Here is a 15058-nt window from a genome sequence, read left to right as displayed (position 1 = left end):
AAAGTCCAGTCGTCGCCATGAAGCAGGTTCGCCTCCTCCCGTCAGCCCCCGTGCGCGCCGTGTGCGCGCTCGCGGTGGCCGCGCTCGCCGGCTGCGCGCAGATTCCGCGCGATCCGATCATCCAGCAGCCGATGACGGCGCAGCCGCCGAGGCCGATGTCGATGCAGGCGCCCGGCTCGATCTACAACCCGGGCTACGCGGGCCGGCCGTTGTTCGAGGACCAGCGGCCGCGCAACATCGGCGACATCCTGACGATCATGATCGCGGAGAACATCAACGCGACCAAGTCGTCGGGGGCGAACACCAACCGGCAGGGCAACACCGACTTCAGCGTGCCGACGGCCGGCTTCCTCGGCGGGCTGTTCGCGAAGGCGAACATGTCGGCGGCCGGCGCCAACAAGTTCGCGGCGACGGGCGGCGCGAGTGCTGCGAACACGTTCAACGGCACGATCACCGTGACCGTCACCAACGTGCTGCCGAACGGCAACCTCGTCGTCAGCGGCGAGAAGCAGATGCTGATCAATCAGGGCAACGAGTTCGTGCGCTTCTCGGGGGTCGTCAACCCGAACACGATCTCGGGCGCGAACTCGGTCTACTCGACGCAGGTCGCCGACGCGAAGATCGAATACTCGTCGAAGGGCTATATCAACGAAGCCGAGACGATGGGCTGGCTGCAGCGCTTCTTCCTCAACCTCGCACCGTGGTGATGACGATGTCGCAGCCTCTTTTCCACCGACTGTCGTCCCGCGCGCAGGCCGTCGCGCGGATCGCCGCCGCACTCGTGCTGGCGGCCTGCGCGTTCGGCGCGCCGAGCGCGCACGCGGAACGCCTGAAGGATCTCGCGCAGATCCAGGGCGTGCGCGACAACCCGCTGATCGGCTATGGCCTCGTCGTCGGCCTCGACGGCACGGGCGACCAGACGATGCAGACGCCGTTCACGACGCAGACGCTCGCGAACATGCTCGCGAACCTCGGCATCTCGATCAACAACGGGTCGGCCAACGGCGGCCCGTCGTCATTGAACAACATGCAGCTGAAGAACGTCGCGGCCGTGATGGTGACCGCCACGCTGCCGCCGTTCGCGCGGCCGGGCGAGGCGCTCGACGTGACCGTGTCGTCGCTCGGCAACGCGAAGAGCCTGCGCGGCGGCACGCTGCTGCTCACGCCGCTGAAAGGCGCGGACGGGCAGGTGTATGCGCTCGCGCAGGGCAACATGGCGGTCGGCGGCGCGGGCGCGAGCGCGAACGGCAGCCGCGTCCAGGTGAACCAGCTCGCGGCCGGCCGGATCGTCGGCGGTGCGATCGTCGAGCGCGCGGTGCCGAACGCAATCGCGCAGATGAACGGCGTGCTGCAGCTGCAACTGAACGACATGGACTACGGCACCGCGCAGCGGATCGTGTCCGCGGTCAATTCCAGCTTCGGCCCGGGCACCGCGACGGCGCTCGACGGCCGCACGATCCAGCTCGCCGCGCCGGCGGATTCCGCGCAGCAGGTCGCGTTCATGGCGCGCCTGCAGAACCTCGACGTGAGCCCGGACAAGGCCGCCGCGAAGGTCATCCTGAACGCGCGCACCGGCTCGATCGTGATGAACCAGATGGTGACGCTGCAAAGCTGCGCGGTCGCGCACGGCAACCTGTCGGTGGTCGTCAACACGCAGCCGGTGGTGTCGCAGCCGGGGCCGTTCTCGAACGGGCAGACGGTGGTCGCGCAGCAGTCGCAGATCCAGTTGAAGCAGGACAACGGGGCGCTCAAGATGGTGACGGCCGGCGCGAACCTCGCCGACGTCGTGAAGGCGCTGAACTCGCTCGGCGCGACGCCGGCCGACCTGATGTCGATCCTGCAGGCGATGAAGGCGGCCGGTGCGCTGCGCGCGGACCTGGAGGTGATCTAAATGGCAGCGAACCTTCCCGACGCGAACGATCTCACGCAGCGCTTCGCCCTCGACGTGCAGGGCTTCGACGCGCTGCGCGCGCAGGCGAGGCAGTCGCCGCAGGCTGGCGCGAAGGCGGTCGCGGGCCAGTTCGACGCGATGTTCACGCAGATGATGCTCAAGAGCATGCGCGACGCGACGCCCGACGGCGGGCTGCTCGATTCGCACACGTCGAAGATGTACACGTCGATGCTCGACCAGCAGCTCGCGCAGCAGATGTCGAAGCGCGGGATCGGCGTCGCCGACGCGCTGATGAAGCAGCTGATGCGCAACGCGGGGCAGGGCCGCGACACGGCGGCCGACGCCGGCGCGGCCGGGCTCGGCGCGGTGGGCCTGGGCGCGGCCGGCGCCGGCACGTCGGGCAACGAAGGCAGCCTCGCCGCGATGAATGCGATGGCGAGGGCGTATGCGAACGCGGCGAACAACGGCGGGCTCGCCGGCGCGCGCGGCTACTCGGCCGGCAGCGCGCTCACGCCGCCGGTGAAGGGCGCGAGCGGCGTGCAGGACGCCGACGCGTTCGTCGACCGGCTCGCCGCGCCGGCGCAGGCGGCGAGCGCGAGCACCGGCATCCCGGCGCGCTTCATCGTCGGCCAGGCCGCGCTCGAATCGGGCTGGGGCAAGCGCGAGATCCGCGCGAGCGACGGATCGACGAGCTACAACGTGTTCGGCATCAAGGCGAACAAGGGCTGGACGGGCCGCACGGTGTCGGCGCTGACGACCGAGTACGTGAACGGCACGCCGCGGCGCGTCGTCGCGAAGTTCCGCGCGTATGATTCGTACGAGCATGCGATGACCGACTATGCGAACCTGCTGAAGAACAACCCGCGCTACGCGGGCGTGCTGAGCGCGAGCCGCAACGTCGAGGGTTTCGCGCACGGGATGCAGAAGGCCGGCTACGCCACCGACCCGAATTACGCGAAGAAGCTGATCTCGATCATGCAGCAGATCGGCTGACGGGCAGGCCCCGTCCGCCGTCTTTCGGACCGCGCCCGGCACCCCGCCGCGCGCGGTTTCAACGTTTGCGCGAAAAATATCGGCAATTCGATCTAAACTTTCGGTGAGCACTGCCGCTAAGTGTGTGAGACCTGCTACCGGGCCCTGTTCTGGCCCGGTTTTACTGCGCACCGGTCGTCCGGGCGCCCTGACAAGAAAACCGGCTAGCCATGAATATCGAAACGTCGACCGATCCGAGCCTGGATGCGGGCCATTCCGGGCCTGACTACGCCCGCCGCAATCCGCTGGAGATCGGTGTGCAGCTGCGCAATCTCGTGAACCGCGGCGACTTCCTGACGGTCCAGTACCCAGGCGGCCAGCTCGTCACGCGCCTGCTCGAGGTCGACGTCGGCGCGCGCACGTTCACGTTCGACTGGGGCGCGCTGTCCGAGCAGAACGCCAGCATCCTCGCCGCGTCGCACTGCACGTTCTCGGCCGCGCCGGAGGGCGTGCGCGTCGAATTCACCACGAACACGCCGCGCGAGACGCGCTACGAGGGGCTGCCCGCGTTCGTCGCCGATTTCCCCGACGTGCTGATGTGCATCCAGCGCCGCGAGTATTTCCGCGTCGATGCGCCGATCGTCGATCCGTTTCTGTGCCGCGGCACGCTGCCGGACGGCGAGAGCTTCGTGTTCGAGGTGCATAACCTGTCGCTCGGCGGCGTCGGGTTGCGCACGGCCGACGAGCGCGTCGAGGCGCTCGAGGTCGGCACGCTGCTGCCGGACGTCGAGCTCGAGCTGACCGGCCACGGCAAGCTGTCGCTCGAGCTGCGCCTCGTGTCGCAGCGCTCGACGCAGATGCCGAACGGTTCGCGGCGCTACCAGCTCGGCTTTCGCTTCATGTCGCTGCCGGGCAGCGCGGAGAACACGCTGCAGCGCCTGATCACGCAGCTCGAGATGAAGCGCCGCTCGCTCGCGCGGGCCTGACGCACCCCCTCGCGGCCCCGCTCGGGGCCGCCTTCGCAGCGGCGCCGGCAGCGTCCGCCGCGGCCCTCGACCGGCGACGCGCGAGCGCGCGTCGCGCGTACATTTTTTCCTCAATTTTTTCGATCCGCGGCCGTTATACCGGGAGTCACGCAACCCGGCGGCCGCAGCGCGGCCGGCTCATCAGGATCGCGCATGTCCAACACACTCATGAACCTCGGCGTCAGCGGCCTCAATGCCGCGCTCTGGGGCCTCACGACGACCGGTCAGAACATCAGCAACGCCGCGACGCCCGGCTATTCGGTCGAGCGCCCCGTTTATGCCGAGGCGAGCGGCCAGTACACGTCGAGCGGCTACATGCCGCAGGGCGTGAACACCGTCACCGTGCAGCGGCAGTACAGCCAGTACCTGAGCGACCAGCTGAACAGCGCGCAGTCGCAGGGCGGCGCGCTCTCGACGTGGTATTCGCTCGTCGCGCAGCTGAACAACTACGTCGGCAGCCCGACGGCCGGCATCTCGACCGCGATCACCGGCTATTTCACCGGGCTGCAGAACGTCGCGAACAATGCGTCCGATCCGTCGGTGCGGCAGACCGCCATCAGCAACGCGCAGGTTCTCGGCGACCAGCTGAAGGCGGCCGGCCAGCAATATGATGCGCTGCGCCAGAGCGTCAACACGCAGCTCACCAGCACCGTGTCGCAGATCAACACGTACACCGCGCAGATCGCGCAACTGAACCAGCAGATCACGGCGGCGGGCAGCCAGGGGCAGCCGCCCAACCAGCTGATGGACCAGCGCGACCTCGCGGTGTCGAACCTGTCGAGTCTCGCCGGCGTGCAGGTCGTGCGCAACGACAGCGGCTACAGCGTGTTCCTCGCGGGCGGCCAGCCGCTCGTCGTCGCCGACAAGAGCTACCAGCTCGCGACGGTCACGTCGCCGTCCGATCCGAGCGAACTGACCGTCGTGTCGCAGGGGATCGCCGGCGCGAACCCGCAGGGCCCGAACCAGGCGCTGCCGGATGCGTCGCTGTCGGGCGGCACGCTCGGCGGCCTGCTCGCGTTCCGCAGCCAGACGCTCGACCCCGCGCAGGCGCAGCTCGGCGCGCTCGCGACCAGCTTCGCCGCGCAGGTCAACGGGCAGAACGCGCTCGGCATCGACCTGTCGGGCAAGCCGGGCGGCAACCTGTTCACGGTGGCGAACCCGGCCGTCTATTCGAACCAGGGCAATACCGGCAACGCATCGCTGTCCGTCTCGTTCGCCAACGCAGCGCAGCCGACGACGAGCGACTACACGCTGTCGTACGACGGCACCAACTACACGCTGACCGACCGCGCGAGCGGGTCGGTGGTCGGCCAGTCGACATCGATGCCGGCGTCGATCGGCGGGCTGGCCTTCTCGTTCGCGTCCGGCTCGATGAATGCCGGCGACCAGTTCACCGTACTGCCGACGCGCGGCGCGCTGAACGGCTTCGGCCTCGCGACGACGAGCGGTTCGGCGATCGCGGCCGCGTCGCCGGTGGTCGCGGCGGCGTCGAGCACCAACCTCGGCACGGGCAAGATCACGCAGGGCGCGGTGAGCGCCGGCTACCAGGTCCCGACGACGCCGACCAAGCTCACCTATGACGCGGCGTCGAAGTCGCTGTCGGGCTTCCAGGCCGGCACCACGGTGACGATCGCGGGCACGCCGCCCACCTCGGTGACGATCACGAGCCCGACCGACAGCGTGCCGTACGACGCGACGGCCGGCGCGAAGCTGACGATCATGAGCACCACGCAGCCGGCGCCGGCGGGCGTGATGAACGGCGTGACCGTCACGCTGTCCGGCGCGCCATCGGACGGCGACGCGTTCACGATCGGACCGTACGCGGGCGGCACGAGCGACGGCTCCAACGCGCTCGCGCTGTCGCAGCTCGTCACCGCGAAGTCGCTCGGCGGCGGCACGACGACGCTGACCGGCGCGTATGCGAACTACGTGAACGGCATCGGCAACACGGCGAGCCAGCTGAAATCGTCGAGCGCCGCGCAGACCTCGCTGGTCGGCCAGATCACGACCGCGCAGCAGTCGGTGTCGGGCGTGAACCAGAACGAGGAAGCGGCGAACCTGATGCAGTACCAGCAGCTTTACCAGGCGAACGCGAAGGTGATCCAGACGGCGGCGACGCTGTTCCAGACCGTGCTCGGCCTGTTCAACTGACCGGATTCGAGGAATAGAAGCGATGCGAATTTCCAGCGCCCAGTTCTTTCAGCTGAACGTTTCCCAGATGAACGATCAGCAGGCGCAGCTCGCGCAGCTGTACCAGCAGATCGCGAGCGGCGTGAGCCTGCAGACGCCGGCCGACAACCCGGTCGGCGCGGCGCAGGCCGTGCAGTTGTCGATGACGTCGGCGACGCTGTCGCAGTACGCGACCAACCAGAACGCGGCGCTTGCGTCGCTGCAGGCCGAGGATCAGGCGCTGCAGAGCGTGAGCGGCGTGCTGACCAGCGTGCAGACGCTCGTCGTGCGTGCCGGCGACGGCTCGCTGGCCGACAGCGACCGCTCGGCGCTCGCGACGCAGCTGCAAGGCTATCGCGACCAGCTGATGACGCTCGCGAACTCGAACGACGGGGCCGGCAATTACCTGTTCGCCGGCCTGAACAATTCGTCGGCGCCGTTTACCAGCAGCCCGAACGGCAGCGTCAGCTACGTCGGCGACTCGGGCACGCGCCAGGTGCAGATCGCCGATTCGAGCAGCGTGGCGCAGGGCGACACCGGTTCGGCGGTGTTCATGTCGGTGTCGTCGCTCGGCAGCGCACCGGTGCCGTCGGCCGGCGCCGCCAACACGGGCACCGGCACGATCACCGCGGTGACGGTCACGAGCCCGTCGGCCGCGACCAACGGCCATCAGTTCTCGATCGCGTTCGGCGGCACGGCCGCCGCGCCGACCTACACGGTGACCGACAACTCGGCCAAGCCGCCGACCACCACGGCCGCGCAGGCGTACACGGCGGGCTCGGCGATCGCGCTCGGCGGCGGGATGACGGTGGCGGTGTCGGGCACGCCGGCCGCCGGCGACACGTTCGCCGTGACGCCCGGTCCGCAGGCGAGCGGCGGCGCGGACGTGTTCTCGACGCTCGACTCGATGATCTCGGCGCTGAAGACGCCCGTGACCGGCAACCCGGTCGCCGCCGCGGCGCTGTCGAACGCGCTGATGACGGGCTCGATCAAGGTCGGCAACACGATGCGCAACGTGACGACGATCCAGGCGTCGGTCGGCGGCCGCGAGCAGGAGGTCAAGGCGATGCAGGCCGTCAACCAGACCGCGTCGCTGCAGACCACCAGCAACCTGACGGACCTGACCAGCACCAACATGACGACGACGATCAGCCAGTACCTGCAGGTGCAGAACGCGCTGACCGGCGCGCAGAAGGCCTACGTGCAGCTGCAGAACCTGTCGCTGTTCCAGTACATCAATCCGTGATGTCCGCGGCGCCCGCTGCGATGTGAGCGCCCGCTTACATCGCGCGGCGCGCCGGCCGGTCGCCGCAGGCCACGGCTGCGGCCGGCCTGCACGCCATCGCGCCGGCCCGGTGTCCATCCCCACGGGCGCGGCCGTCGCACCGGCGGTTCGCGCTTGCCAGCCCCATTTCCGCTCCGTAAACTCGCGCCAGATTCCAGACCGGCGCACCGTCCGCAGCCGGCGTTCGACAGGAGCCCTTTTTTCCCATGTCCGATTCCTACTTCCCGCGCTGGCGGGTGCAATCGACCGGCGCGTCGCGCGTGGTCGGCCCCGACGAACGCCTCGCGTGGCCGCAGATGGTCGCGATGGGCGTGCAGCACGTCGTCGCGATGTTCGGCTCGACCGTGCTCGCGCCGCTGCTGATGGGCTTCGACCCGAACCTGTGCATCTTCATGTCGGGCATCGGCACGCTGCTGTTCTTCGTGCTGGTCGGCGGCCGCGTGCCGAGCTACCTTGGCTCGAGCTTCGCGTTCATCGGCCTCGTGATCGCGGTGACGGGCTACGGCGGCAGCGGCCCGAACCCGAACATCGCGGTCGCGCTCGGCGGGATCGTCGCGTGCGGCGTCGTGTACGTCGCGCTCGGCGCGCTGGTGCAGGCGATCGGCACGCGCTGGATCGAGGCGCTGATGCCGCCCGTCGTCACCGGCGCGGTGGTCGCGGTGATCGGGCTGAACCTCGCGCCGATCGCGGTCAAGGGCGTGTCGGCCTCGACGTTCGACTCGGTGATGGCGCTCGTCACGGTGCTGTGCGTGGGCGGCGTCGCGGTGTTCGCGCGCGGGATGATGCAGCGTCTGCTGATCCTCGTCGGGCTCGCGATCGCGTACGCGCTCTACGCGATCGCGACCAACGCGATGGGCCTCGGCAAGCCGATCGATTTCTCGATCGTCGCGCATGCCGCGTGGTTCGGCGTGCCGGCTTTCCGCGCGCCCGTCTTCGATCCGCACGCGATGCTGATGCTCGCGCCGATCGCGGTGATCCTCGTCGCCGAGAACCTCGGCCACATCAAGGCCGTCAGCGCGATGACGGGCCACAACCTCGACCGCTACGTCGGCCGCGCGTTCATCGGCGACGGGCTCGCGACGATCGTGTCGGGCAGCGTCGGCGGCACGGGCGTGACCACCTACGCGGAGAACATCGGCGTGATGGCCGTCACGCGGATCTATTCGACGCTGGTGTTCGCGGTCGCCGCGCTGATCGCGATCGGGCTGGGCTTCTCGCCGAAGTTCGGCGCGGTGATCCAGACGATTCCGGGCCCGGTGCTCGGCGGCGTGTCGATCGTCGTGTTCGGGCTGATCGCGGTGACGGGCGCGCGGATCTGGGTCGTCAACAAGGTCGACTTCTCCGACAACCGCAACCTGATCGTCGCGGCCGTCACGCTGGTGCTCGGCGCCGGCGACTTCTCGCTGAAGATCGGCGGCTTCGGGCTCGGCGGGATCGGTACCGCGACGTTCGGCGCGATCATCCTGTACGCGATCCTGCGCAAGGAAAAGGAACCGGGCCCGGTGGTTTGATTGGGGTGCGGGCGGTGCAATGCCGCCCGCTGGCAACATTCGTTCACTATGTCGGATAGCGCGTTGCCGTTCCCACATCCGATGGTGACCCGGCGCCTGCGGCACGATACTGCGTGCGCGCCCACTCCAGCCGCCTATCCGCCGTCCAACATTCCTGACAGTTCTGCCGTGGGCCCTCGAGAGGCTTTGTGGTATACGTCTGACCTTATCGCGGCAGGTCGGGGCGGACACTAGCATTGTGAGTTCGACTTTGCTGGCGCATTCCAGGGCGCACGGGCGGCCCCGCGGCACTTCGCGCCCGATTCGAGGGACAAGAACAATGCAGAAGACAGCACAAGCCCTGAGAGAACTTGCGCTGGGCCCGCAGCACAACCGGCAAGTGCAGATCAGCTTTCCGGACGATGACGCGCCTTACAGAATCCTGTTGCCGAACGTATTCGAGGCGTCTGAAGCGCTATCGCAGGATTTTGCGTACAAGATCGAAATCCTGTCGGATAACGACCACCTTGCGCCGAAGGATTTCATCAACAAGCGTGTGACCATCAGCGTGGCACGCGGCGACGCAAGCCGACGATATTTCAACGGCCATATCTTCGCGTTCCGGCACGTTCGCACGGACGGCGGCTGGGTGTTCTACGAGGCACACGTAGGGCCGTGGCTGCGTTATCTGAAATACAGCCAGCACAACCGCCTGTTCCTCGATCAGAACCTGCATGACCAGACAGCGACCGTTCTTCAGGAATACGGTGTGTTACCCGAATGGGCGTGGCAGGTCGGTGAGGACGATCCGCGTATGACGATGGCCTGCCAGTTCGACGAAGACGACCACAATTACCTTCATCGGCGCTGGGAGCACGCGGGCTATCTGTACTGGTACGAACACACGGCCACGGCGCACAAGTTGACTGTCTCCGATCCGACGCGCCCCGCGCCCACGATCGATGGTAGCAGTCATGAAATCCGCTTCCACAACGGCATGGGCGCGGAGGAATCGGACAGCATTCTGAGCTGGTCCCCGTTCCAGCAGACCACATCGACGCATGCGGAACTATCCCGTTTCGACTTCAAGAGCCCGACGCCGACTCGCGTTCAGACGAGCCTGTTGAACCCCGAATCCACGCTACCGCAACTCGAATGGAACGAGTACGTCGGAGCATACGGTTATCGGAACATGGAACACGGGTACCAGATTGCCAATCGCCGGATGGAGGAAATCGAAGCGAAGATCAAGCGCTTCGACGCGAAGGGCAACAATCGCTTCGTGCAGCCGGGGCGCTGGTTCCGGCTGACGGACCGCTATGGCTCGGCATTCAGCCGCGATCAAAGCGACGATGAATACCTGATCGTGTCGGTCAGGCACGTGGCGACGAACAACTATCTGCAGGACACGGGTGTGCTGGCGGAATACCGCAACGAATTCTCGTGTGTTCCGAGGGCGACCCCGTGGCGACCCGGGCGCGGCTTCAACAGCGTCGACACGAAGATCCTCGCACCGCAGACGGCGACGGTTGTTGGCCAATCCGGTACGAGTATTCATACCGACGAACACGGTCGCGTCCTGATCCAGTTCCATTGGGACCGCGACGGCAAGTACTCGACATGGGTGCGGGTCGCAAGCGGCTGGGCCGGTGGCGGGCAGGGTATGGCGGCGCTGCCCCGCATCGGCTCCGAGGTCATCGTGCAATGGCTCGATGGCAATCCGGACCACCCGATCATTACGGGCCGCGTGATGAACGCGCGTAACGTACCGTCGTGGAAGCTGCCGGACGAGAGTGCGCTGATGGGCATTCGCAGCCGGGAGTTGAACGGGGCGGACGGAAATGCATCGTCCGGCCGCAGCAACCACCTGATTTTCGATGACACGGCGAACGCCATTCAGGCACAGCTTCGGTCCGACCATGCGGCCAGCCAGCTTTCGCTCGGCAAGATCACGCGGATCGAGGATTGGCAGGGGCGCAAGGATGCCCGTGGCGAGGGCTTCGAGCTGCGTACGGATGAGATCGGCGCGATCCGCAGCGGGAAGGGCATGGTGATCAGCACGGAGGTGCGTCCGGCCGCGCAGGGGCATCTCTCGGACGTGAGCGAACCGGCAGCGCGCCTGACCAAAGCGCAAACGTTACACGCGCGGTCGGCCAAGCTCGCGCAGCACTATCAGGCACAAGACAGCGGAGCGGGCCAGACGCCGATCGCCGACGCGCTGAAGTCGCAGGTGGACGGCATCCAGGGCGCGGGGGCGACGGGCAGCAGCGGCAAGGGCGATTTCCCGGAACTCAACGAAGCGCACCTGTTGCTGGCAGGTGCGGCCGGCATCGCCGTCACGACGCCCGCGACCGCGCACGTCACGGGCGGACAGCACGTGGCTGTCACGGCCGGTGACAGCGTATCGGTCGCGACCGGCAAATCGTTCTTCGCTAGCGTCTCCGACAGGTTTTCGCTGTTCGTGCACAAGATGGGGATGAAGCTCATCGCGGCGAGCGGCAAGGTTCAGGTGCATGCGGAAAACGACGAGCTGGAGCTGCTGGCGAAGAAGGTCCTGTCGATTATCAGCACGACAGACTGGATCAACATCACGGCGAAGCAGGGGATTCGCTTGACGGCTGGTAACAGCCAGTTCGAGGTCAGCGCGAAAGGCATCGTTGGTTATACGCCCGGCGAGAACAAGGTGCACGCGGGCAGTCACGATACGGTCGGGCCGCAGAGCGTGCCGGCCAAATTCCCCGGCAACGATCTGTGCGAACAGGTTGCGACCGGTGCCGCTCAGGCCGGCCAGGCTTCGGTTCCGCTCTCCTGATAAATGAATATGTCTTCTTCGTCCATGCACATCGCCGCGGATCATTCGGCAATGCTCACCTCGGGCTATCTATTGGTCGAACCGACAACGCTCGGCTATGTGCCCGACCTTGTCGCACTGGATATGCATCCTTGCACGCCGCGCGCGCTCGCACATCGTGAAGAACTGATGCCAAGGCTGATCGATTTGGACTCGCTGGATACAGAATGTCGACGGATCGTCACTGAGCACTGGCATGCGGAAATCGACGCGGAGCGCCCGCCGGTGGTGTGCGCATGGATCGAGAGCTCAGCCGATGTCGACGCTATCGCTACGCACATTGCGCGTTACCTGGTCGGCCCAGACGCGAGTGGCAAGCCGGTTTTTTGGCGACACTACGATCCGCGCGTGTTCGCCCTTGTGCTGGCAATTTTCAGCCCGGATCAGCAGCAAGCGCTTCTTGGTCCTGTACATACGTGGCGGTTCCCGTGGGCCGGTCACATATGGAGCATCGAAGGCCCTGGTGTCGAATCCGATCCCACCGAGCAGGCGCTCGGCTGGCCACGCGTCGATCAATGGCCGCGCATCAGTAGAAGCGAAATCGTCGATCGGATACGCCGCCGATTTTCAGGTTTATCGGCGTGGCAGGCGGCAAGGTATCCGTCTATGGCAGACAGGTTCCTGAACTCCGCAGTAGCAAGCGACAACCATTCGGGTGTCGATGAACTTGTTGACGCCGCGTGGCAACATCTGTTCGATCAATTGGCGAGCGAATAACGCAGCACGACTCATTTGATCAAATTCCGAGGATTAACCCATGACTAGGAAAGGTTGTCCGATGTGCGACCGAGAGTCGCTGTTGATTTACCCGGTCCGATACGCCATCGCATGCCCGCTGGGAGCGACCAAAGCGCCCGCGCTATCCGGTCACTTCAAGATCGATGCTAGCGCACCACAATCTGTCGGGTCGGCCAAATACACACTCCGTGCGTTGCGCCAAGGCTATCTGTACACCTACGACGAGAAGAGAAAGCAACTGTTCGCTTACATCGTTCTCGACGGTGGGATCCTCTACAAGTTCGCGCCGGATATAACTCCGCCCCCCGCACAAACTATAGAGCGCCTTGCCGAAAATAGTTGTCCGTCGGGCAAGGATTGGGCTGGCTCGTACGGTCGTTGCGTCAGCATTCAACACACACCCGGTAGTGATGAAGCGGGGAATTTCTGGATCGGCTGGTCCAATGTACAGTGGACCAAGGATCTTGTGTATAACAAGATCAAGGACGAAAAGTGGCGCAAGTTGCACATGCAATGCATCAACGTACCAGCTATGGTTGCCGGCAACGCGACCGACACCGGTGAATTCCAGGCGAGCCAGAAAAATATTGCGCACTTCGTGATGGACGCGGCGGCGATGAAGGACGCATTCGGGTTCAGCAATCGCGCACCCAGGGACGAGATTGCGCTGCGTCGGAAGAACGCAGCCAAGATCATCCAGAATGCTATGACCGAATCGCCACTCAAGAAGGGCTTCGTCATTGCTGTCAACGACCCAGTCGCTATTACCAACGACCTTGCCGAGTTGACGGTACCCAATACCAACAACGGTTTCGATAACGAGACTTACTGGAAATTCATTTCCGCGCAATTGCTGGAGCGCGCTGAAGCGAGTGTTCGGTTGAGCGCGCGAGAAGAAACCAGGGCAAGTTACGCGTCGAGTGAGATGGTCGCGCAGATCAACAGCGACCCGATGGCGATGGCCCCCGGTGCGGGCGGTGGTACCGCAGACCTCTCGGGCATGTATCGCGTTGTGAAGGGATGGTTCAATACGGGCAGTTTGTCAAAAGCCATCGATGAAGACGTCCGGCAGGCGCAGGATGTTCCTAGTGCGCAACGAAAGGCGGCTGATGAAGCTTGGGAGGAAGCATCAACCAAAAAGGGAGCGGACGACAAGTCTGTCACCGTCATCGACATGAGTGCGCGCGACAAATTTCTCAATGAGGAGTACCCGCGCAAACTCGATGCATTCAAGCCTTTCTGGCAACCGCTTGTGCAAGCGCATGTCGGCTGGCTCAAATCGAGGTTACTCGCCGACTGGATGGCCGGCACCCATGACCCGAAGGATATTCGCAGCGGATACGCCTATAGTGAATCATGCGCACAGGCGATCGGCACGGCAGCCGGGACCGACGAGTGCCAGAAGGTCCTGAACGATTGGCTGAACGGTCGTGCATCGGATACGGGCAACTTGTACGCACGCGCTTTGATGTTCAATCATGAGCAGCTCATCAAGGCCGCCGATGCGCAAGTGCATGGCTCGGATATTCAGTACGAGAATATTCTGAATATTTACAAGAATGCATTCGATGAACTGCAAAAGAAGCATCAGGCGGCAAACCTGATCGATCGCCTTGTCTTCACAACCGCGAATACCTTCGTGAAAATTCTCGCACAGGGTTTCAAAGGCCCTGCGATCGGATTCGTGACCATTCGCCTTGCGCTGCACGCTGGCGCCCCGATCAGGGCCGCACACATCACACCGGCGCAAATGCGGAACTGGATCGTCAAGCAGGGCGAGGCGCTCGGTTTGCCGGTGGACAGCGGGCAACTCAGCCAACAGGCCGCTGCTGCCAATATTCGCAAACAAGTCATGAAAGCGGCTCCGCCATCGGACCCGGCAGTGTTCGCGTACGAACTCGACACCGCTGCGTGGGTACAAGCGGGTACGCTTGAAGCGAGTGATGTCAAGGTCATCAAGGTGCCCGGTGTCGAAACGACTCGAAAATGGCTGGGCTCATCGTCGCCCACCAAATTCAACCAAGGCGTAGCCACGGCGATTTTCCAGCTTGCTACTCTCACCTTTGCGTACAAAGATTACGCCGGCAGCGATCAGTTCAACAAGGGCGAAAACCTGCTGAAACTTACTGGCTCGCTCGTCTCGATCCTCGGCAATATCGTTGAATCCGTCTCTGAAACAGTCAAGGCCGCTCCCACTCATCCGCTATCGGCATACCTGATGAAGCAATGGGCCGGCGCCGAAGGATGGGCCGAGACAGGCTCGCGAGTGGGACGAGCAGTTGGAGCCGTCGCGGGTATTGTGCTCGCCGGATATGATCTCCTCAAAAATTCACCCGAAGCTTTCGGCAACCATGAGGCCAAATTGGGTTGGGCGTACATTGCTAGTGGCACTCTCGGCATTTACATATCGCTATCGCCGTTCTTCTCGTTCTTGCCGGCGGTTGTTGCTGCGTGGCTCCCTCCTTTCTGGGTTGTTTTGGTTGTCGCGATCATCATTGGTCTCGTGATTGCTCACTTCAAGGCGGCAGCAATTAAAGAATGGATATCTCGATGCAAATTCAGTAAAGGTGAGCACTATTACTCATTGGATGACGAGTTGAAGGCATTCAATTCGGCAATAGGGGGCTGATGATGGAT

At 64.8% G+C, this 15058-nt stretch carries 10 protein-coding genes; all 10 read left to right on the top strand.

Going from position 1 to position 15058, the window contains the following annotated elements; translation table 11 throughout:
* Positions 1 to 17: 17 nt before the first annotated feature.
* The gene (gene flgH / locus ACVK00_RS13475) at positions 18 to 707 is read left to right on the top strand and encodes a flagellar basal body L-ring protein FlgH (protein ID WP_228906084.1); all 690 of its coding nucleotides are present in this window, start codon (positions 18 to 20) and stop codon (positions 705 to 707) included.
* A 5-nt stretch (positions 708 to 712) separates the two neighbouring features.
* Positions 713 to 1891, top strand: coding sequence for a flagellar basal body P-ring protein FlgI (locus tag ACVK00_RS13470; RefSeq protein WP_284893030.1), 1179 nt, complete (start codon positions 713 to 715; stop codon positions 1889 to 1891).
* The gene (flgJ, locus tag ACVK00_RS13465) at positions 1892 to 2884 is read left to right on the top strand and encodes a flagellar assembly peptidoglycan hydrolase FlgJ (RefSeq protein WP_284893033.1); all 993 of its coding nucleotides are present in this window, start codon (positions 1892 to 1894) and stop codon (positions 2882 to 2884) included.
* A 209-nt stretch (positions 2885 to 3093) separates the two neighbouring features.
* Positions 3094 to 3849 (top strand): flagellar brake protein, encoded by a 756-nt coding sequence (locus ACVK00_RS13460; protein WP_105831955.1) that lies wholly within the window; start codon positions 3094 to 3096, stop codon positions 3847 to 3849.
* Positions 3850 to 4041: 192 nt separating this feature from the next.
* Complete coding sequence (flgK, locus tag ACVK00_RS13455) at positions 4042 to 6039, top strand: flagellar hook-associated protein FlgK (protein ID WP_284893036.1); 1998 nt, start codon at positions 4042 to 4044, stop codon at positions 6037 to 6039.
* 22 nt (positions 6040 to 6061) lie between these two features.
* Complete coding sequence (flgL, locus tag ACVK00_RS13450) at positions 6062 to 7303, top strand: flagellar hook-associated protein FlgL (RefSeq protein WP_228906071.1); 1242 nt, start codon at positions 6062 to 6064, stop codon at positions 7301 to 7303.
* 245 nt (positions 7304 to 7548) lie between these two features.
* Complete coding sequence (locus ACVK00_RS13445; RefSeq protein WP_354122879.1) at positions 7549 to 8853, top strand: solute carrier family 23 protein; 1305 nt, start codon at positions 7549 to 7551, stop codon at positions 8851 to 8853.
* 319 nt (positions 8854 to 9172) lie between these two features.
* A complete protein-coding gene (locus ACVK00_RS13440; protein ID WP_284893041.1) occupies positions 9173 to 11644 on the top strand; it encodes a type VI secretion system Vgr family protein in 2472 nt (823 codons plus the stop codon).
* A 9-nt stretch (positions 11645 to 11653) separates the two neighbouring features.
* Positions 11654 to 12400, top strand: coding sequence for a DUF4123 domain-containing protein (locus ACVK00_RS13435; RefSeq protein WP_284893042.1), 747 nt, complete (start codon positions 11654 to 11656; stop codon positions 12398 to 12400).
* Positions 12401 to 12440: 40 nt separating this feature from the next.
* Positions 12441 to 15050, top strand: coding sequence for a T6SS effector BTH_I2691 family protein (locus ACVK00_RS13430; RefSeq protein ID WP_284893044.1), 2610 nt, complete (start codon positions 12441 to 12443; stop codon positions 15048 to 15050).
* The last annotated feature ends 8 nt before the right edge of the window (positions 15051 to 15058 follow it).

It is taken from the genome of Burkholderia sp. PvR073 (assembly GCF_054055695.1).
This window is presented reverse-complemented; position numbering and strand designations above follow the sequence as displayed.